Raw genomic sequence first — 19,322 nt, forward strand, 5'->3', positions numbered from 1 at the left:
TCATCGTGAAGATGCCTTTCGAGTGGGTTGTAGGAGATTCCTCGAAGGGACTACACGGTGACCGCGCCCACGTCTACGACGAGACCGGCCACCGCGAACTACACCACGTTAAGGGGCACTACTGCTTGGCCGCGCGGTGGATGTCCCGCTCCTCGGTGCAGCCCTCTCATCACTGCTCGCAGACTTCCTTGTGCGTGTATCGCCAAAGTCCGATATCCGCGATGGCGTTGTCACCCGCTTGCCGGCGCTCAGCAGCAGCGCGCTCACGAGCGAACTGGTGTTGAGGTATCTGCGCCTGAACTGCCTGACATCGGCATACGCACCCCTGTGGAACGGCTGTTTTTTGCCCGACTTTCGAGATGACAGCTGGACCAAGGCGGCTGAATGGCGTCTTGCGCCGCTCGGCGACGTCCCAGCTACATGGACCTCTGTGGTTCCGCTTCGGAATAGCCTCGCGCGGCGACAAGCGCTGACGGAGATCGATGCGGCTGTCGCCCTGTCTCTCGGGATCTCGGCGGAGGAACTGTGCACGATCTACCGGACGCAGTTCCCTGTCCTCTACGGATACGACACCCGTAGTAGCTTCTTCGATGCGAACGGACGAGTCGTGCCCACGTCCGTACTGAGCGTCTGGCGGAAGAAGGGCCAGAACGAGGGGCGATTCGCCGAGAACGAGCTCTCCGAAGCACATCCTGGAAGCGGCGTGACCTACACATACGAACTTCCGTTTGACACTCAAGATCGCGAGACGGACCTTAGAGTCGCGTATTCGGAGTTCGCGCGACGAGCCGCTACTCGCTCCTGAAGTTCGGCGTATGCGAGTTGCATGTCAGCTTCGCGATCAAGCAAGAAGAAGGGTGGCTTGAAGGTGTAGCGCATGCCCGATGACGCGTGCTCCCACACAATCTCCGAGTCGAAGTCGGCGCGTCGTTGTCGCCACTCGGACAGGACTGAAGTCGGGACTTGGCGCCCCGCCTGATCGAAGTACGTGGCCCCTCGGTCGTACCCATAGAGGACGGGGAACTGCGTCCGGTAGATCGCCGCCATCTCGTCGCTCTCGATTCCGAGCGCCAGCGCAACCAGGACGTCTATCTCTAGGAGGGCCTGCCGTCGGTCAACTGCCCGCCGCAAGGGAACTTGTGCCGTCCACTCCTCTGACACCGCTCCGAGAGCCGGTCGAAGTGGATAGAAGAAGCCACCGTCCGTCCATGCATCTTCGACGTACTCCGCATCGAAGCACGCCGCCCACAGGTCACCGTAGGCCGCGGTCAGCGCGTTCAACCGAAGCGATCTCAGCAGTAGGAGGGGGAGGATCGCCGGATCGTCGGAGAATGGCAGCCGGTCAAGGGTCGCAGCCGAGATCGTCGACTTCGGTGCGGCACGTACGGCAAAGTCGTGCAGCAGTGACGCCGCGAACGCGCTAGCCGCGACGAGAACGCGAGGCTTACCCGGAAGCCCAACCGACGAGACTCCATGAATGTGCGCTGTCCCAGGAGGGATCAGGGCAGGGATGAACGTCCGCTCTCCAGTATTCGCAGCCATGTTGCGCCAAGCGAGCCGGTAGTGCCGACGGGCCGGTGTGACGGAACCTTCCGGTTCCATCTTCCACTGGGTGTAGCTGGCGTCGTACACCGAGCGGTCCCCGCGCGGCTTGTAGGAGGTGACCGGGACCTCATCGGGAGCGAGCGCCTCAAGGTCCGTCTCGGTCCAGTCCGTGTTGTGGAGCATCGTGGCGTTCGGGTACTTGAACAATGGGCGACCGACCCCGAGGTGAGATCCCTGGAGGATGACCGAATCCCACGATTCCGGCACACCCCACTCCGAATCGAAGATGCCCTTCTTGCGATCGATGCTCTCGTCCCAGCCGCGTGAGAACTCAAGGTTCAAGCTCCCGACTCGGGGGGCCCGAGAGAGTTTCTCGAGTACCTCGGCGGTGGACCTATTGACCGCGTAGACCATCCGGGTCTGCTCCACTGGCACGCCCTCAGTTTCGAGCACGGCGTGCCAGGACTTCAGGGTCTCTGCGTCGACTAGGACAATCCGAGAGGCGTGCGGTCGCACGTCCCAATGTCCGTCGAGGTCCTTGATGCCAGGCTCGCTGCCGGAACCATCATGTTTGAGCGATGCTTCGACCGTGACCGGGTGATAAAGCGACGCCGCCTGCAAGAACCTGGGATCGCCCGGGCTGCCATACACATTCACTCCGTAGCGACGCTGATTCTGAATCTCGAACAGCTTCAACTCGTTGATGAATTGCCAGTGCCGCCGGAGCCGACAATACGTCGCCGCCCGTAGGCGCCTGGCTTCCTCATCGGTGAAATGGGACTCCAAGTGGATTAGGCCGACCGAACCTGCTGGTTCCTGAACGTGGTCGGGTGGATGGATGAACAACACCATCCCGGCTGCCTGGCAGCACGAGCTCACGCACTGGACGATCGCGATGCGCGCGTCCCGTCTCACCCCGCAGACCATCGAGCTGCGCACCTCCCACCTCCGCCGCCTCGCCCGCGCTAGCTTGGCCGACAGCCCCTGGTCGGTGACAGGTCAGCAGCTCATTGACTGGGTTGGTGCGCACGCCTGGCGGCGCGAAACCGCTCGGGCCATGCGATCGTCACTCCGCCGGTTCTGGGCTTGGGGGGTCGACGCCGGGCGCGCCTCCGCTAACCCGGCGCTTGCGCTCCCTGAGGTCCGGCCGGAGACGCCGAGTCCGCGTCCCGCCACCGCCACCACTGTGCGCGCCGCGATCGACACCGCCGACCCGAGGGTCGTGCTCATGCTCCGGCTCGCGAACGAACTCGGGATGCGTCGCGGCGAAGTCGCTCAGGTGCATCCCGCGAACGACCTCGTACGCGACCCGAGCGGGTGGTCGCTGCTTGTCCACGGGAAAGGACTCCGGAAGCGCGTCCTTCCCCTGCCCGACGACCTGGCCCGGGCGTTGCTCGCCGTAGCTGACGACTTCCTATTCCCGTCGCCGAACGGCGGCCATCTCACCCCGCACTGGGTCGGCAGCCTCGTCTCCCGGGCGCTCGGCGACGGCACCACGATGCACCAGCTTCGTCACCTTTGTGCCACGGAGATCCACGACGCCACCCGCGACGTGCGACTGGTCCAGGTCATGCTCGGGCACGCTTCCCTCGCGACGACGCAGCGATACCTCGCCGTTGACCATGCCCAGATCCGCTCGGCGCTCGCGACTCGGTCGGCGCGTTGGCAGAGTCCGCGCGAGAACGTCTGAGGTGATCGCTAGGTTTAGGGCGTGACCGAACTGCTGCCGAGCCTCGAGGCCGAGCAGTTCCGCCATGCCCTCACGGACTATCTGACCACGACCTTCGCCTTCGCCGATGCGGAAGCCGAGGAGGAGCTCGACCGTCTCCTCAAGGACCCGGATCGCGGCATATTCCGAGGGCCGTATGCACGGCTGCGGCTGCCTTTCCGCGCCGCCGAGTCTGGGTGGGAGGAGCTCATCGCCTGGACCCCGCCATACCCGCCGCATGCGCACCAGGCTGCCGCCTGGCGTCGCCTCATCAGCCGGGACCTCGGCGACGGCGATCCCGGACCGCACCCGACTCTCGTGACCACCGGCACCGGATCCGGCAAGACGGAAGCCTTCCTCTATCCTGTGCTCGACCACGTCATGCGGATGAAGGCGGCCGGACAGTCGGGCATCAAGGCGCTCATCCTCTACCCGATGAACGCCCTCGCGAACGACCAGGCGCGACGCATCGCTGAACTCATCACCGGGGTCAAGCAGCTCGCCGGGATCAGGGCAGCGCTTTACACCGGGCAGGGTGGCAAACAGACCTCGATCGTGACGCCCGACTCGCTCATTACGAGGCGCGACGCGATCCGGGAGACGCCGCCGGACATCTTGCTGACGAACTACAAGATGCTCGACCAGCTGCTCCTGCGTCGTGCCGACCGCAAGCTCTGGTCCGAGTCGGCAGAGAGCCTCCGCTACCTGGTTCTCGACGAGTTCCACACCTATGACGGTGCCCAAGGCACCGACGTCGCGATGCTGCTGCGCCGGCTCGGGCTCGTCCTCAAGCGAGACCTTCCCGCGGGAACCAACCCGGCCGTACTCGCCCGACCGCTCGGACTGATGACGCCCGTCGCCACCTCCGCGACGCTCGGCGACAAGGGCGACCCCGCGGCGATGATCTCGTTCGCGAAGACGGTGTTCGGCGTCGACATCCCGACCGACGGGGTCGTCACTGAGACACGGCTTACTGTCGCCGAATGGGAGGACGGGGCCGAGGACGAGCTCACGGGCATGAATCTGATCCCCGCGGAACTCGACAATCACCTCGCCCGCGCGATCAACGAGCAGGTCGCAGGTCTCGATGACGCGGAGGAGCGCGCTCGGATCGTCCTCACCTTGCTGTACAAAGACTCCGAACGCGCCGCGAAGGTCGAGCCGCTCCAGCTAGCGAAAGCGCATCCCGCGATTCGTCTGCTCATCGAGCAGACGGAGAAGGCGATCAAGGTCGACGACCTCGTTGAGTTCCTGCTTCCGCGCGGCTACCTGCCCGACCAGTCGGAAGTGCAGCGATTCCTCGAGCGACGTGCCTTCATTGCCAACCTGCTTGCTGCAATGAGTCACGTCCGAGCTGCCACCGGATTCGGCAAGGCGCTCGATGTCAGCGTTCATCTCTGGGTGCGCGAGCTCACCCGCATGGACCGCCGGGCGACGGGTCAGGTGTATTTCGACTGGGCGGACGATGGCGACCTTGCGGCTGACGATGAGGAAAACGACACTCCGGTGGCGTTCCCGGCGCTCTACTGCCGCCACTGCGGCCGCAGCGGCTGGGGCATCGTGCTCGCGCCCACTGGCACGGACCTCGACGCCGAAGGCGTCGACCCTCGTGCGAAGCGCCTTGCCGACGACGCCCGATTCCGAGCCCTCATCCACGCCCCGCGGGAGCAGGAGCAGCAGGACGCCGGTGCCGTCATCGAAGGACTGCGCTGGCTCGAGCCGAAGCAGCGACAGCTGCTCGCCGAGCCAGGTGACTCCGAGCTGGCACTACCAGTCCTCGCCATCACCGGTGACGGTGCGGAGGAGGCCGCCCGCGACGATGTGTGCCCGTCTTGCGGCCGTGCCGGGGGCATCCGCTTCGTCGGCAGTGCGATCGCCACGCAACTGTCGGTCGCGGTGACGACCCTATTCGGCGAAGCAGGACTCGACGACCGCGAGAAGAAGTCCCTCATCTTCACCGACAGCGTGCAGGACGCTGCCCACCGGGCCGGCTTCGTACAGAGCCGGGCACACGTCTTCGCCCTGCGGAACGCGATCAGCCGTGCCGTGAACGGCGGCCAGTCGGGAGCGGTCAACCTCAGCGATCTAGTCGATCGGATGATCGAGCAGGCGACGACGCCGGCCCAACGGTTCCTGCTGCTCGCCCCGGACATCGCTGGCCACGACAATTTCGTCGACTTCTGGAACGACGCCTCGAAAAAGAAGATCGAGGACAAGGTGAAGCGCCGCGTGCGTAAGCGGCTGCTGCTCGACGTCGAACTCGAGTTCGGTCTCCAGTCCCGCGTCGGTCGCACCCTCGAGCTCACCGGCACCGTCGCAGCCGGGGTTTCGGCCGGCGACGCGAAGCAGCTCGAGACCATCGGGCGGAAGGCCGTCGCCGGTACGCTGCACCAGCCGCAGCTCGCCGTCGAAGCACCCAATGATGAACTCACCGCCGATCAGCTCGTGCGCTGGGTCCGCGGTGTCCTTGAGCGGATGCGCGAGCGCGGCGCGATCGAACACTCCTGGTACCAGAAGTACATCCAGGACGACGGCTCGCGGTGGTTCATCTCCGGTGGACGGCCCCGCGGTGAAGGCATGCCCGCATTCCCAGAAGGTCGCGACGCCCCGGCCTACCCGCGCCTCGGGGATGCCCTGCGGGCCGACAAGCGCCGCAAGTCCGGACTCGACAATGCACTTAATGCGCAGAGCTGGTACTCGACCTGGGCGCGGGACACCCTCGGCGTCACCGTGCAGGTGGGCGCTCACCTCACGCGCGCGCTCCTCGCCGAGCTCACCAGAGCGAACATCCTCAGCGCTCTCACGACGAAGAGCGGTGCGACCGTATACGCCATCCGCGAGGACCGCGTGACCGTTACGACCGCTGCCCTCGGCGGCTGGCTGGCTGGCAGCTACCAGCTGATCTGCCCGATCTGCGAGAACAAGGTCGTCGGACGCGACGAGGTCATCGACCAGCTCGAAGGCGCCCCGTGCACATCGGCTCGTTGCCCGGGCCATCTGCAACGAGAAGCCGGCAAGGACAACTACTACCGCGAGCTGTACACGGGTGGCGAAATGCGTCGGGTCGTCGCTCGCGAGCACACCGGGCTCCTCACCGACGAGGATCGACTCAAGTACGAAACCCAGTTCAAGGCATCCGCGGACAACCCTGATGCACCGAACGTGCTCGTCGCGACCCCGACGCTGGAGATGGGCATCGACATTGGCGACCTCTCGACGGTCATGCTCGCCGGGCTGCCGAAGTCGGTGGCGAGCTACCTGCAGCGGGTCGGCCGCGCCGGCCGGCTCACCGGCAACGCGCTCAACCTCGCCTTCGTCTCCGGACGTGGCGACCAGCTGCCGCGACTCACAGAGCCGCTCACGGTGATCGATGGCGCCGTCCGTCCGCCCGCCACCTACCTCAACGCCGAGGAGATCCTGCAGCGCCAGTACCTCGCGTCAGTGTTCGACCGGCGGGCGGCCGCCAGCACCTCAGTCGACCAGCCGAACACGGCTGGCGAGGCGTTCAAGTCGGCTGCTCCGGGCACGTTCCTTAGTGATGCTGTCGCCGATGCCGAGACGAACGCGGCGGCCTATGTCACGGATTTCCTCGCCGCCTTCGACGGGCTCGAGCAGTGGGCTGTTGACAGTCTGACCGCGTTCGCGACTCCTACGGACGGGACCGGCACGAGCCCGCTCGCTGCCGTCGTCTTCGGTGCAGTGAAACGGTGGAACGACCGTCTGGAGCAGCTCGGTTACCGGCTTAAGCAGGTGGAAGACAGCCTCCCCGACCTCAAACTCAAGGCCGAGCACCCGGCTGCCGAAGATAACGACAAGATCGATCACAAGGCCGCACTCTCTGCGCAGCGCGGGATCACTCGGCAGATCAGCGACATGCGGAAAGAGCACTGGGTCGGTGCCCTGGAAGCACTCGGGATCCTCCCGAACTACACACTGCTCGATGACTCGGTGCGGCTCGACGTGGCACTCAGCTGGTACGACCCCGACACGAATGCCTATGAGACCGAAACGAGCAGCTACGAGCGAGGCGCGAGCACCGCCATTCGCGAACTCGCCCCAGGTGCGGTGTTCTACGCCCACGGACTCGAGATGACGATCGATGCCGTCGAACTCGGCGCCGATGGCGGCAGCGTCCACGACTGGCAGCTCTGCCCTTCCTGCGGCTACTCGCTCGACGTCACTGAAGCGGACGGGCCGGTCGCCTCGTGCCCGCGTTGCGGATCGTCGAAGATCGGCGACACCGGCCAGCGGATGCCGATCGTCCACCTCGAACGGGTCAGCTCCGAAGTCCGCCGCGACGAGTCCGCGATCACCGACCGCGCCGACGAGCGGCGACGGCAGACCTTCACGGTGCATGTGTCGGCCGACATTGACCCGATGAACGTCACTCGACAGTGGTACGTCGACGGCAAGGGGCTCGCGATTCGCTACTGCCGCGACCTCCCGATCCGCTGGCTCAACCTCGGACTCCAGGCCCAGGGCGGGCTTCCGCGATTCATCGCCGGCGAAGAACTGAAGACACCGCTCTTCCGTGTGTGTCGGCTCTGCGGCAAGCTCGACCGCTCAACGAACGCGAACTCCCGTACAGAGCATCGCGCCTGGTGCCCGAATCGCTCAGCGACGAAGGAGGACACCAGGCAGGTCGCGCTCATGCGTGAACTCAGGACTCAGGGTCTTGTCCTTCGGGTCCCACCTGCCGTTGCACTCGGTCGGGGTCTGCAATTGCAGAGCCTCACGGCGTCGTTGCTCCTCGGACTCCGCGAGACCATCGGCGGTGACCCCGACCACCTTCGCGTCGAGCCGATCGTCGACCCGGTCTTCTCCGACGGCACGGAGAATGCGACCGCGCTGCTGATCCACGACGCCGTGCCGGGCGGCACCGGATATCTTGCCGACCTCGCCGAGCCCGACCGCATTCGTCGAATCTTGGAGGTCGCGTACGAGGTCGTGAAGTCCTGCCCCTGCGCCACCGAGAGCAAGAGCGCCTGCTACCGCTGCCTCCTGCCGTTCGCCCCTGGGCGAGCGGCGAAGGACGTGTCCCGCGCCGCCGCCGAGCAGATCCTCGCCGACCTGCTCACTGACGAGGCCGGTGCACTCAAGGACTGGAACGTCATCAAGGAGGAGCCGCCGAAGCCGGAGCCGCCGCTCGAGGCGAAATTCCGTGCAGTATTCAAGGATCGTCTGCAGAAGCTGGGCGCCAGCGTGAAGGAAAGCGTCGATGCTACCGGCCAGCGCCTCACCGCCACGCTCCCTGGTGGCGTGGTCTGGGTGCTCCGCGAACAGGTCCTCGTCGGCGGGGTCGTGAAGCCGGACTTCATCCTCGAGTGCGGCCCGCACCGTGTCGCGATCTTCACGGATGGCCAGCTTTACCATGCCTCGACTCAGCACAACCGGATCGCGGACGACGCATCAAAGCGGCGCTACCTTCGCGATCAGGGGTACCTGGTGTTCGGGATCACGTGGGACGACGTCGACCAGGCTGCGGCCAGCGCCCATCCCGTAGCGGCGGACTGGTTCGACGCGACTAAAGCGGCAGTGTTCGCACAGCAGTGGCAGATCCCCGCACATGCACTCGCTCACGTCACGAAGAACCCGATCGACCAGCTCCTCGAGCTGGTGCAGGATCCCGGCGTGCTGACGACGTGGGAGCGCATCGGCGCGGCGCTTCCCGTGCTCCTCTGGGATGGAGTCACATTCCAGGACCTCGGAGGATCGGCAGTCAGCAGCTGGGCTGCTGACGTTCTCCTGGCCACCGCTAGCGGTGTCGGTGTACGCGGGAAAGAACTCTCAGTGCTGGCTCGGCAGGCGTTCTCCGCGCTAGCGGCGCGCGCGAAGTCTCCGAGGGACTTTGATGCCGCGCTCCTCATCGACGACCGCGTTGTGGCGGTGGCGCAGGATCACCACAAGGGCGCATGGCAGACGTGGCTCCGTTGGTCGAACGTCCTCGGGATTCGTCCGACAGGGGCATCGACCTTCATCGGCGCACTGTCGGAAGTCCTCAATGACACGACGGCAGGTGTTCCGCTGGAAGCTGCCGCGAGCCCCGAATGGGCCGCGGTCATCGCTGATGCCACCGAGGTCGAGCGGAGTCTGCTCGCCCAGCTCGCATCGGCCAAAGGGTTGCCGGTGCCGACGCTCGGCGCCGAGATCGGAGATGGCATGCCGCTCGCGATCTCGTGGCCAGACCGTCTCATCGCGGTGGATCTCGAGCTCGTCGACGAGGATCGGGCAGCACTCTCTGCGCTTGGCTGGCACCTGATCCCCGGGGATGTCGATGCAATCAAGAGCGTCCTCGCGAGGGAAGAGAAGGAGTAGCCATGCCGAATCTCGTCATGTCGGGCGACTTCGCTAAGCAGCAACTCGAGAAAGACGTCAAGGCGATGGCCTACGAGTTCCTCACGAAGCTCGCGGTCGACGACACGACCCCAGGTCTCCACATCGAGAAGATCAACAACGCGGTCGACGCCCGCGTGCGGACCGGACGCGTCAACATCCAGTACCGGGCGGTCCTCTACCGGCTCGCTAACGAAGGCACGCAGGCGACCTATCTGCTGGCCGGGGTGTGGAATCACGACGACGCGATCAAATACGCGCAGACGCATAAGCTGCAAGTGAACCCCGTCAACGGCGTCGCGGAGCTCATCCAGGAGACGCAACCCGAGTCGACCGTCGTCGAGGAAGCGGTGTCGACCCCCAGTGCGCCGGCGAAGGCCATACCGGTGCTGAAGAGCCTGAACTTCGTCCCCGCGGACCTGGTCGACGGATTCGGGTTCTCCAAGGGCTTTGCCGGGCATGTCTTCACGCTGCTGACAGAGGACGCCGTGCGCGCCTACGCGGCGACGCTCCCAACCGCCTGGCATGCCGACGTGCTGGACGGGATGCTCGCCGGCATGTCGATCGGCGAGATCAAGAACGCTCTCGATCTCGTGCCCCCGACCCCCGAGGAGATCGAGCAGGAAGGCGTGGATGTCCCCGCGGATCAACCCACAGCGGAGCCAGTTCCATCTCCAGCAGCAGAAGACGATGACGCCCGGCTGCTTGCGGCACTGCGGCATCCGGCCGCAAAGGTGCAGTGGAAGTTCATCGACGACAACGCAGAACTGCGGGAGATCATCGACTCGGGTGACCTCGGTTCGTGGCGGGTCTTCCTGCACCCGGAGCAGCGTCGGTATGTCGATCGGAACTACAAAGGACCCTTCCGACTCACTGGTGGGGCGGGTACCGGAAAGACGGTCGTTCTCCTGCATCGAGCGCGCCGCCTCGCCCTCGCTGACCCCAATGCGCGAGTGATTCTCACCACCTACACGCGTCAATTGGCGGCCAACCTGCAGCGTGATCTCGAACGGCTCGATGCATCCGTGCCGATCGCCGCTGAGCTCGGTGACCCGGGTGTGCTGATCCGTGGCATCGATCAGCTGGCGGTCGCTATCCGAAAGACCGGCGCGGCTGACTTCAGCAAGGCAGCGATCAGTGTCGTCGGCGAAGAGGTAGGCGTCGCCGGTGCACCGGTGGGGAACGGCGAGGGATGGGACGACGCCATCGCGATCGCAGGCGGCGGCCTTCCGCCAGCGTTGCAGTCAGTGCCCTTCCTGGAAGCGGAGTATCTCCAAGTCGTACTCCCGAATCGAATCGTCGCACTCGATGACTATCGCAAGGTGCGTCGACCGGGTCGCGGCGTTTCCCTAGACCGGGCCAAGCGCGATGCCGTCTGGGCGGTTGTCGAGCGTCAGCGGATCAACGCGAGGCTGGCCAACAAACTCGCGTTCGCCGATACGGCTGAGATTGCCGCCGCATATCTGGAGCCAAACGAGACGACGGTCGCCGACCACGTCCTCGTCGACGAGGGGCAGGATCTTCTGCCGTCGCACTGGAAACTGCTCCGCGCCCTCGTCGCCCGGGGGGGCAATGACCTCTTCCTGGCGGAGGACAGCCACCAACGCATATACGGGCAGCGGATCGTCCTTTCGCGATACGGCATCTCGCTGCGTGGTCGATCGCGACGGCTCTCCCTCAACTACCGCACCACGGCGCAGAACCTTCGCTACGCACTGTCGGTGCTGGAGGGTGGCGAATATGTCGACGCGGAAGGCGACGATGAGGGCATTGTCGGTCCGTACCGTTCGGCGCGCTCGGGGCCTGCGCCCCGGGTGGTCGGCTCCACGACTGCTGCCGAGCAGATCACGACCGTAGCGGCGTCGGTGAAGGACTGGATCGATGCAGGAGTGTCCGCGGCGTCGATCGCTGTCCTGACCGCGACACAGGCAGCGAAGCTTCAGGAGAAACTTGCGAGTGCAGGCGTCCCTTCCGCGGAGCCAAAAGGCGACGACCTCCCCGCGAACAAGGTTGCCGTCCTTACCATGTACAAGGCGAAGGGTCTGGAGTTCAGCCGGGTCGTTCTCTATGACGTATCCGATGGAAGCTACCCGCCGCCGGCATCGCTCAAGCATGTCCTGCCCGAGGACGTGCCAGAGACGCTGGCCAAGGCCCGCTCGCTCCTTTATGTCGCAGCAAGTCGGGCCCGCGACGAACTCGTGATTACCTACCAGGGGGACCCATCGACATTGCTCGCCCAGCGATAGCCGGCGATATTCCTCACCACCACCACCAACCTCGTCACGAGCGCGAGCGACTTGAAGCTTGCGGACGCCTGCGAGTGACGTACAGCTCGCAGCGCTCGCGCTCGGCTCAGGCTCGCGTGCGGCGCCGCAGCCCGCGACGGGACGCCGAACGAACCACGCCTCCGGTCAGCTGACCGTCTTCGTCGGGCTCGTCGCATCCTCGGCCGCGGGGCCCTGCGCGGCGAACTGGGCGATCATCGCGAACATCTCCAGCAGGCCTCTGGGCGCATCCGGAGCGAAGATCAGCTCCTGGCTCTCCAGGGTCTCCGCGGCCGATGCCTCGGACCTCGGGAAGAGGTCCGTCTCATACTGCACGAGTGCGGCCTCGGTGTCGCCCGGGTGCGCGACGATCGCGCGAGCGAGATCCGATCCGTCGGCCATGGCCAGGTTCGCTCCCTCGCCCGCGAACGGGGACATCAGGTGGGCGGCGTCCCCGACCAGGGTGACGCCGGCCACCCGGTCCCAGCGGTGTCCGACCGGCAGGGCATGGATGCGGCGCGGCGTGAGCGGGGTGTCTGCATTCGCGATGAGACCGCGCAGGCTCTCGCCCCATCCGTCGAGAAGCTCCAGGACCGCCGCCTTCGCCGCGGCCGTGTCCGTGAAGTCGATGGTGTCGATCCAGCTCTCGTCGGATCGGTGGGCGAGATAGACGTGCAGGCTGTCGTCGGGCTCGCGGTGGCCCATGATGCCGGTGTCGCCCGCGAGCGCGAAGAGCATGCCCGCGCCCATCGCCTCCGCCTCCAACGGATGCGCGGAGCTCGCGTCGACGAGGTCGGCCTCGACGAACGAGATTCCGGAATAGCTCGGGGTCGCGTCGGAGACGAGTGGCCGGATCCTCGACCACGCGCCGTCGGCGCCGATGAGCAGGTCGGTGGTGAAGGTGCTGCCGTCGGCGAGCTCCACCACGTGCCGCTCCGGCTGATGCTCGAGCGGGCGGGCGCCGACGACCTTCGACCCCCAGTGCACGGTGCCGGCGGGGAGCGAGTCGAGCAGCAGGTCGCGGAGCGTGCCGCGTTCGATCTCGGGGCGGCGTCGGCTGCCGTCGTCCTCCTCGTTCAGGAGCACGACACCGTGCTTGTCGAGGATGCGCGTCGCCTCGCCGCCCTCCTCGATGCGCGCCAGGAAGGCGTCGAAGAGACCGGCGGCGGTGAGCGCCGCCTGACCGGTGTCCTCGTGGATGTCGAGCATCCCGCCCTGCGTGCGGGCGCGGCGACCCGCCTCGAGGTCGAACACGGCCGACTCGATGCCGTTCGCGTGAAGCACGGCGGCGCACGTCAGTCCGCCGAGCCCGCCGCCGATGATCGCGATCGGGTAGTGGGGCGTCGTGGTCGCGCGCGTTCCCGGCTGCGGGGCGGGCGGGGCCGCCGGGAGGCTGCTGGGCAGCAGGAACGACAGGGCGACGCCGAGCGCCGTGAACCCGCACGCCCACCAGAAGCTCTGCTGGAAGGATGCGACCAGCGCGCCGCGGGAACCCTGCGCGACCGCCGCGGTGAGGCCGCCGGCGAGGATGACGGTCAGCACCGCTCCGCCGAAGGATCCGCCGATCTGCTGGGCGACGCGGCTGATGATGCTCGCGTCGGGCACATCCGGCCCGGGCAGGCCGCGGAATCCGACCGTCATGAGGGGAGTGGTGACCACGCCGAGACCGACGCCGCGCACGAACAGCGCCGCGATGAGCACGACCCAGTTCGTGGCGGTGTCCGCGAGGGCGAAGGGAACGGTGCCCGCGAGCACGATCGCGAACCCGATCACGACGAGCCACCTCGCGCCGACGCGATCCGAGAGCCCTCCGATGTAGGAGCGGATCGCGAGCGCTCCCGCGCCCTGGGCGATCAGGATCAGGCCCGCGCCGAGCGCGGAGGCGCCGCGGAGCTCCTGGAAGTAGAGCGGCACGAGCAGCATCACGCCGACGAGGGAGACGCCGGAGAAGAACTGCACGATCGAAGCGGAGGCCAGCGGCCAGTGCTTCAGCAGCTGCAGGTCCAGGAGCGCCCGACCGTGGTGTCGCACAGCCCACCAGGCGAACAGCGCGATCAGGACCACCCCGCCGATCAGCGGAACCTCCACGTCGCCGCGGGCGAACCCGTTCGTCTGGCCCGCGTTGCTCAGTCCGTACAGCACGGCGACCAGGCCGGGAGCGAGGAGCACGAAACCGACGACGTCGAAGTGCACCCTCGCGAGAGCGGAGTCCCGGGGCAGGAACTTGGCGGCCAGAGCGAGACCGATCAGGCAGACCGGCACGTTGACCCAGAACAGCCACGGCCAGCTCAGATTCTGCAGGATGAGCCCGCCCAGGACGGGCCCGAGAACCGGGCCGAGCACGATCGGCACGCCGATGATGGCCATGATGCGGCCGAGGTTCTTGCCGCCGGAGGCTTGCACGACGATCGTGCCCATCAACGGCATCAGCACGCCGCCGCCGACGCCCTGCAGTGCCCGGAACGCGATGAGGCTTCCCGCGTTCGCGGCCAAGCTGCTCAGGATCGAGCCCACCATGAAGATGATGAGGGCGATCATCCACAGGCGCTTCCGTCCGATCGCGCGCTGCGCCCATCCGGTGACCGGCATCGCGACCGCGAGAGCGAGAAGGTAGCCGGTGCTGACCCACTGGATGGTCGCCAGCGGCACGCTCAGGTCGGAAGCGAGCGTGTGCAGGGCCACCGCGACGATCGTCGTGTCGAAGAGCACCGCGAGCCCCCCGACGAGCGCCGTCCAGATCACACCCCACACCGCGGGCTCGATCCGCACCTTCTCCTTCGTCGCCATGTCCACGCCTCCTTTGATAGACACACTGTGTGTCTTGACCGTCGGCTACCCTAGCAGAGAAAGGAACACAATGTATCTAGATGAGGCCACGCCGACCGCCCGCCGTCGCTACGGGAAGGAGCTGGAGAACGCGCTCCTCGACGCCGCCTGGGACGAGCTCGTCGGCAAGGGCTACGACGCCTTCACCATCGAGTCCGTCGCGGAGCGCGCGCAGACCAGCCGCAATGTGCTCTATCGCCGGTGGCCGACGAAACAGGATCTCGTGAAGGCCGCGATCGCGAGTCGCGGGTTCCAGCAGGCGATCGAGATCCCCGACACGGGCACGCTGCGCGGGGACCTCCTCGAGTTCATGAACGCGGCGAACGGGTCACGAGCGCAGAAGGGCCTCGCGCTCGTCACGCGACTGGGTGCGTTCTACAGCGACACGGGCTCGAACCTCGCCGACCTGCGGAAGGGGCTCGTGCAGATCCGCTCCGACGCGATCGACCGGATGCTGCAGCGCGCGGTCGACCGCGGCGAGATCGATCCCGCCAGGCTCACCCCGCGCATCCGCCGGGTCGCCTTCGACCTGTTCCTGCACGAGCTCATGGTGAGCCTGCAGCCCGTGCCGGAGTCGACGATCATCGAGATCGTCGACGAGGTCTTCCTGCCGCTCGTCGCGGTGACGCGGGCGTCGTAGACGACGACCTCGCCCGATGACGGCGCGGCCGACGGCCCCGCGAGTGTCAGTGGGCGGCCTCGTTCTGGCCGTGATCGAAAACGGTGGTGATCGCGAGCGCCCAGTCCTGCGCGGCGCTCGCATCATGAGACCGGATGGCCTGCGCGAGCTCGTGATGCTTGCGAATCGAGAGCGGGGTTCCGTCGGTGAAGGCCGACCTGCCCGTGTCGTGGCGCGTCTTCAGCAGGGCCGCCACAGTCTCGGCGAACTGGGATATGACGGGATTGCCAGAGCCCTCGAGTAGGAGCCGGTGGAACTCGACATCATTTCGGATGAACTCGTCCTCGTCGTCTCGCTCGTAGGCCGCTTCCATGCCGTCTACCGCGGACAGGATGGCGTCGGTCGCCTCCACGCTCATCCGGGAGCTGGCCAGGAACGCGGCGGCGAGTTCGATGCCACGTCGCACCTCGAACAGTTGGCGCGTCTGCTCCAGATAGTCGGGGCCCTCCGCGCGCCAGCGCACTACCTGCGGATTGAGTAGATCCCAGCTGTGCAACCCCAGTACCTTCGTACCCACCTGTGGGCGTGCCTGGACCAGGCCGAGGGATTCCAACGCTCGGAGGCTCTCGCGAACTACGGAGCGGGACACGGCGAATCTCTCGCTGACCTGCTCCGGGTTGATCACCTCGCCCTCTCGCAGCACACCCCCCGCGATGTCCCGGCCGAGCGAATTGACGACGGTCGCGTGCAGTCCGCGTGCGAACCTCGTGCGGGTGAGACCGTTCCAGTCATCGCCTGGAGCGTCGCTTCGCTCGTGGACTGCGGTCCCGTCCACTGAGGTGGCTATGGTGCCGGAGGCCCGAGTCGAGCGTCCGGATGTCGGGCTGGCGGCCATTCCTCACCTCTCATTCAGGGTGACGGGGCACGGTCGATCTGGTGGTCTGCGCTGCCTCGCTCAGCATCCCGTGCAACGATAGCGTCTCGCCCTGAGGGAGATGATCTCCGGGGTGTGCGAGGACCCTGGCGGCCATCGCGCTCGCCACCACGGCCGCCTCGTCCGGACCCGCGCCAGCCAGCATCGCCGTCAGATAGCCGCCCGCGAAGGCGTCTCCCGCCCCGACGGTGTCGATGACCTCGGTCGCGAACGAGGATTGCCACGACGGAGCGCCGTCCGCGGAACGGAAGAGGCACCCCGACCGCCCCGCCTTGACGACCACGCGGCGCGCTCCCAAGGATTCGGCGGCCGTGAGGGCATCGCCCGGCTCGTCGCACCCGAAGAGCGCCTCGGCCTCATCCATGCCGAGAAAGAAGACATCGGCCTGCGCGGCGAGGCCGATGACGACGCGCTTGGCGCCCTCGAGGTCGGGCAAGTTCGAGCGGAGGTTTGCGTCAACCGCCAGCAGCGCGCCGTTCTTCCTCGACCACGCGGCCGCTGCGGCAAGCGCACTCCGTGGAGGGTCACCGAGGGCCGCCGTCACACCAGAGAGGATGACGGCCCGGGGTCGAGCGGCCGCCAGCGCGATGGCAACGAGGTCCGCATTCGTTCGGCTCGCCGCCGACCGGTCCCGGTAGTTCACCAGCAGGCGGGAGTCTGTCGCGCTCACCTCTCTCAATTGCACGCCCGTGCGCTCACCGGGCGCCGATTCGATCCAGCGGTCCGAGACACCGCAGGCCACAGACAGACGTCGGACTCGGCGACCGGCGAGGTCGTCGCCGAGCCGGGAGATGAGCGCGGTGCGCAGGCCGAGAGCGGAAGCAGCGGCGAGGCAGTTGAACTCCGCGCCTGCGAGGCCGAGGCGCGCTCGGGCGTTCGTGCCGGGGCCGTCGTCCAAGAGCACGAGCAGCAGGAGCTCCCCGACGGAGACCAGGTCCATCCGGGCGTCACCGTTCACCTCGGACTCCTCGCTGAGGCGAGCAGGCTCGCGACGATCTCTTCCTGGTCGGCTACGAGGGGTATTAGCGGCGAGTCGCCAGGGACTCCGACGAGGTTGACCAGGGTTGACTTGACACCGAACTCTGCGACGGAGCGCGCGAGCCGCACCGCCTCGGCATCCGCCGGATCGTCGTAGCGCAGGGCTGCGGCGATACCGCTCGCGATCCCGACAGGTCGGATGCTCGCGGCGAGGGCCAGGTCGGCAAGTCCGACCAGGCGCTCGCCCGGCGCCAGCTTCCTCAGGGGATCCCGGGTCTGACGCGCGATGGGATCCGCGATCGATGGGTCGGCGAACTTCCGCCACGATCGGTCGGCGAACGAAGACTGTGCTTCCCGCGTACCACCGAAGTGCGCAAGAAGAGTCGCGTTGATCTCCTCATAGACGCGCCGGGCGATCACCGCGATTCGGGGATCGGCCGCAGCCTCAGCGAGCAGGCGATATCCGGCGGCCGCACCGAGGTAGGAGATGACCGCATTGGCACCGTTGTACGTGTAGAGCTTGCGCCTCGCTGCGGAGGTGAAGTCGTCGATCGGCTGCAGTGCCGGGACCCGAGGGAGTGCCCCGACGATGGATGCGGAATCGATGGGCAGGCCGGTTTCCGGTTCGCTGACCACGAGCAGGGGGTCATCGTCGGACGCGAACGACGACGTCAGAACGATCGACCCGATCACGCCGAGCGGGAAAGTGCGATGCTCGGCCGGTAGCGTCTCGCCGAGGCTGGACTCGAATCGTTCGACGGCGTCAAGGCCGTTCTCGCAGAGGATCACGTTGAGTGGCCGTCCCCCTCGATCAGTGCAGCTGAGTGCGGTGCCGAGCTGGCGGGCTACGGTGCCGAGGTTCTTCGGTCCGACGCTCACGATGACGAGCTCGGCGGTGTCGAGCACGGAAGTGACCGCTGGCGCGAGCGGCGGGAGCGCCCGAGCAATGGGAATCACGACGCGCGAGCCGTCGGTTACGGCGACTGGATACTCCGCTCGGGATTCAAGTGCAGCAACCCGGCTGGCGTCGGCGTCGACGAACACGACCGGGATTGACGCCTCGGTCAGGATCCGCCCGACGAGACCGCGTCCGCACAGACCTGCGCCGAGGACGAGAGCGGGAAGGGTGTCGCTTCGACTCACCAAGCCGAGTAACCCCCGTCGACGACGAGGTCCTGACCCGTGACATACGTTGCGGCATCGGACGCGAGGAACATGGCGGCGCCCGCGATCTCTGCGGGCTCGGCGAGCCGACCGAGGGGAGTCCTGGCTAGCCACACGTTGACGAGCTCGGGCCGGGACCTGCTTTGGGCCGTCATATTGGTGATGGTGTAGCCGGGTGACAGGGCGTTCACGCGGATGCCGCGCGGCGCCCACTCGGCTGCGAGCGATCGGGTGTACTGCACGACGGCGGCCTTGCTCGCGTTGTAGGCCGACTGCTTTTGCGGAGTGTTGACGACCGAGGCGGACATGGACCCGATGTTCACGATGGATCCGGACCCGGCTTCGAGCATGACCTTCCCGACCTCCCGGCAGCAGCGGAAGACCCCGTTGGTGTTGACGTCGAGCACGCCGAGCCACTCCTCGTCGGTTGTGTCCTCGGCGGGCTTGCCCAGTCGCGTACCGGCGCCGTGAATGGCGATGTCGATGTGACCTGCGGTCTCGACGACGGTGCGCACGGCGGAGGAGACGGATGCCGAATCCGTGACGTCGATGGGCACGTAGGTGGCGTCGAGCTGCGCAGCGGCCGCCGCGCCGACGTCGCCTGAGCGCACGCCGATGTACACCTCCGCTCCGTGATCGCGAAGGGTCGCGGCGATGGCGTAGCCGATGCCCGTGGCGCCGCCGACGACGAAGGCGATCTTGCCATCGGTGCGAAAACTCGTAGTGCCGTACATGGTTCTCCTGAGAGTCTCGTTGGGGTGGTCAGGCTTGGTCGTCGCGGAAGCGCCCGGCTGTGGCCACATCGAAGGGACCGTGCTCCTGGAACCGGATGATCACGCGCTCGCGGTCCGCGCCCAGGTCGCGGACCGCCGCGGCCGTCACGTCTTCGGCGAAGACGCGTCGCTGTTCCGGCGTCCGTCCGTGCAGGATGTCGACGGTGATGATGGGCAT

Annotated in this window: 11 protein-coding genes; 4 read left to right on the forward strand and 7 right to left on the reverse strand. The window is 66.8% G+C overall.

Annotated elements, in window-relative coordinates:
* Window positions 1-735: 735 nt before the first annotated feature.
* Window positions 736-2,397, reverse strand: a complete 1,662-nt coding sequence (locus QT381_RS08195; protein ID WP_289248403.1) for a hypothetical protein — start codon at window positions 2,395-2,397, stop codon at window positions 736-738.
* Here QT381_RS08195 and QT381_RS08200 point away from each other — a divergent pair.
* Genes QT381_RS08200 through QT381_RS08210 form a run of 3 tightly spaced genes read left to right on the forward strand, consistent with a single transcriptional unit; the run spans window position 2,384 to window position 11,832 of the window.
* Window positions 2,384-3,235 carry a tyrosine-type recombinase/integrase gene (locus QT381_RS08200; protein ID WP_289248404.1) on the forward strand — a complete coding sequence of 284 codons (852 nt, stop codon included), beginning with the start codon at window positions 2,384-2,386 and terminating at the stop codon, window positions 3,233-3,235. The genes QT381_RS08195 and QT381_RS08200 overlap by 14 nt on opposite strands.
* Before the next feature lie 21 nt (window positions 3,236-3,256).
* Entirely contained in the window at window positions 3,257-9,568 is a 6,312-nt protein-coding gene (locus tag QT381_RS08205; protein ID WP_289248405.1) for a DEAD/DEAH box helicase, read from the forward strand.
* Window positions 9,569-9,570: 2 nt separating this feature from the next.
* Window positions 9,571-11,832, forward strand: a complete 2,262-nt coding sequence (locus QT381_RS08210; protein WP_289248407.1) for a 3'-5' exonuclease — start codon at window positions 9,571-9,573, stop codon at window positions 11,830-11,832.
* A 165-nt stretch (window positions 11,833-11,997) separates the two neighbouring features.
* Here QT381_RS08210 and QT381_RS08215 read toward each other — a convergent pair whose 3' ends face one another.
* Window positions 11,998-14,637, reverse strand: coding sequence for a DHA2 family efflux MFS transporter permease subunit (locus QT381_RS08215; RefSeq protein WP_289248409.1), 2,640 nt, complete (start codon window positions 14,635-14,637; stop codon window positions 11,998-12,000).
* Window positions 14,638-14,707: 70 nt separating this feature from the next.
* On the opposite strand from QT381_RS08215, the gene QT381_RS08220 reads away from it, so the two are divergent.
* On the forward strand, window positions 14,708-15,316 hold the full coding sequence (locus QT381_RS08220; RefSeq protein WP_289248411.1) for a TetR/AcrR family transcriptional regulator: 609 nt from the start codon (window positions 14,708-14,710) through the stop codon (window positions 15,314-15,316).
* A gap of 46 nt (window positions 15,317-15,362) precedes the next feature.
* Here the strand turns inward: QT381_RS08220 and QT381_RS08225 are convergent, their stop codons facing one another.
* From QT381_RS08225 to QT381_RS08245, 5 genes are read right to left on the reverse strand one after another with little or no spacing between them, the layout of a single operon-like run.
* Window positions 15,363-16,190: a FadR/GntR family transcriptional regulator gene (locus QT381_RS08225; RefSeq protein ID WP_289248412.1), complete on the reverse strand. Its 828-nt coding sequence runs from the start codon at window positions 16,188-16,190 to the stop codon at window positions 15,363-15,365.
* A gap of 10 nt (window positions 16,191-16,200) precedes the next feature.
* Entirely contained in the window at window positions 16,201-17,187 is a 987-nt protein-coding gene (locus QT381_RS08230) for a sugar kinase (RefSeq protein WP_289248414.1), read from the reverse strand.
* Window positions 17,184-18,350 (reverse strand): mannitol dehydrogenase family protein, encoded by a 1,167-nt coding sequence (locus QT381_RS08235; RefSeq protein WP_502877481.1) that lies wholly within the window; start codon window positions 18,348-18,350, stop codon window positions 17,184-17,186. Before QT381_RS08235 ends, QT381_RS08230 begins: the two co-directional genes overlap by 4 nt.
* Window positions 18,347-19,105 (reverse strand): SDR family NAD(P)-dependent oxidoreductase, encoded by a 759-nt coding sequence (locus QT381_RS08240; RefSeq protein ID WP_289248416.1) that lies wholly within the window; start codon window positions 19,103-19,105, stop codon window positions 18,347-18,349. Before QT381_RS08240 ends, QT381_RS08235 begins: the two co-directional genes overlap by 4 nt.
* Before the next feature lie 28 nt (window positions 19,106-19,133).
* On the reverse strand, window positions 19,134-19,322 hold the full coding sequence (locus QT381_RS08245) for a tautomerase family protein (protein WP_289248417.1): 189 nt from the start codon (window positions 19,320-19,322) through the stop codon (window positions 19,134-19,136).

This window comes from Galbitalea sp. SE-J8 (genome assembly GCF_030345695.1).
Lineage (GTDB): Bacteria > Actinomycetota > Actinomycetes > Actinomycetales > Microbacteriaceae > JAUASV01.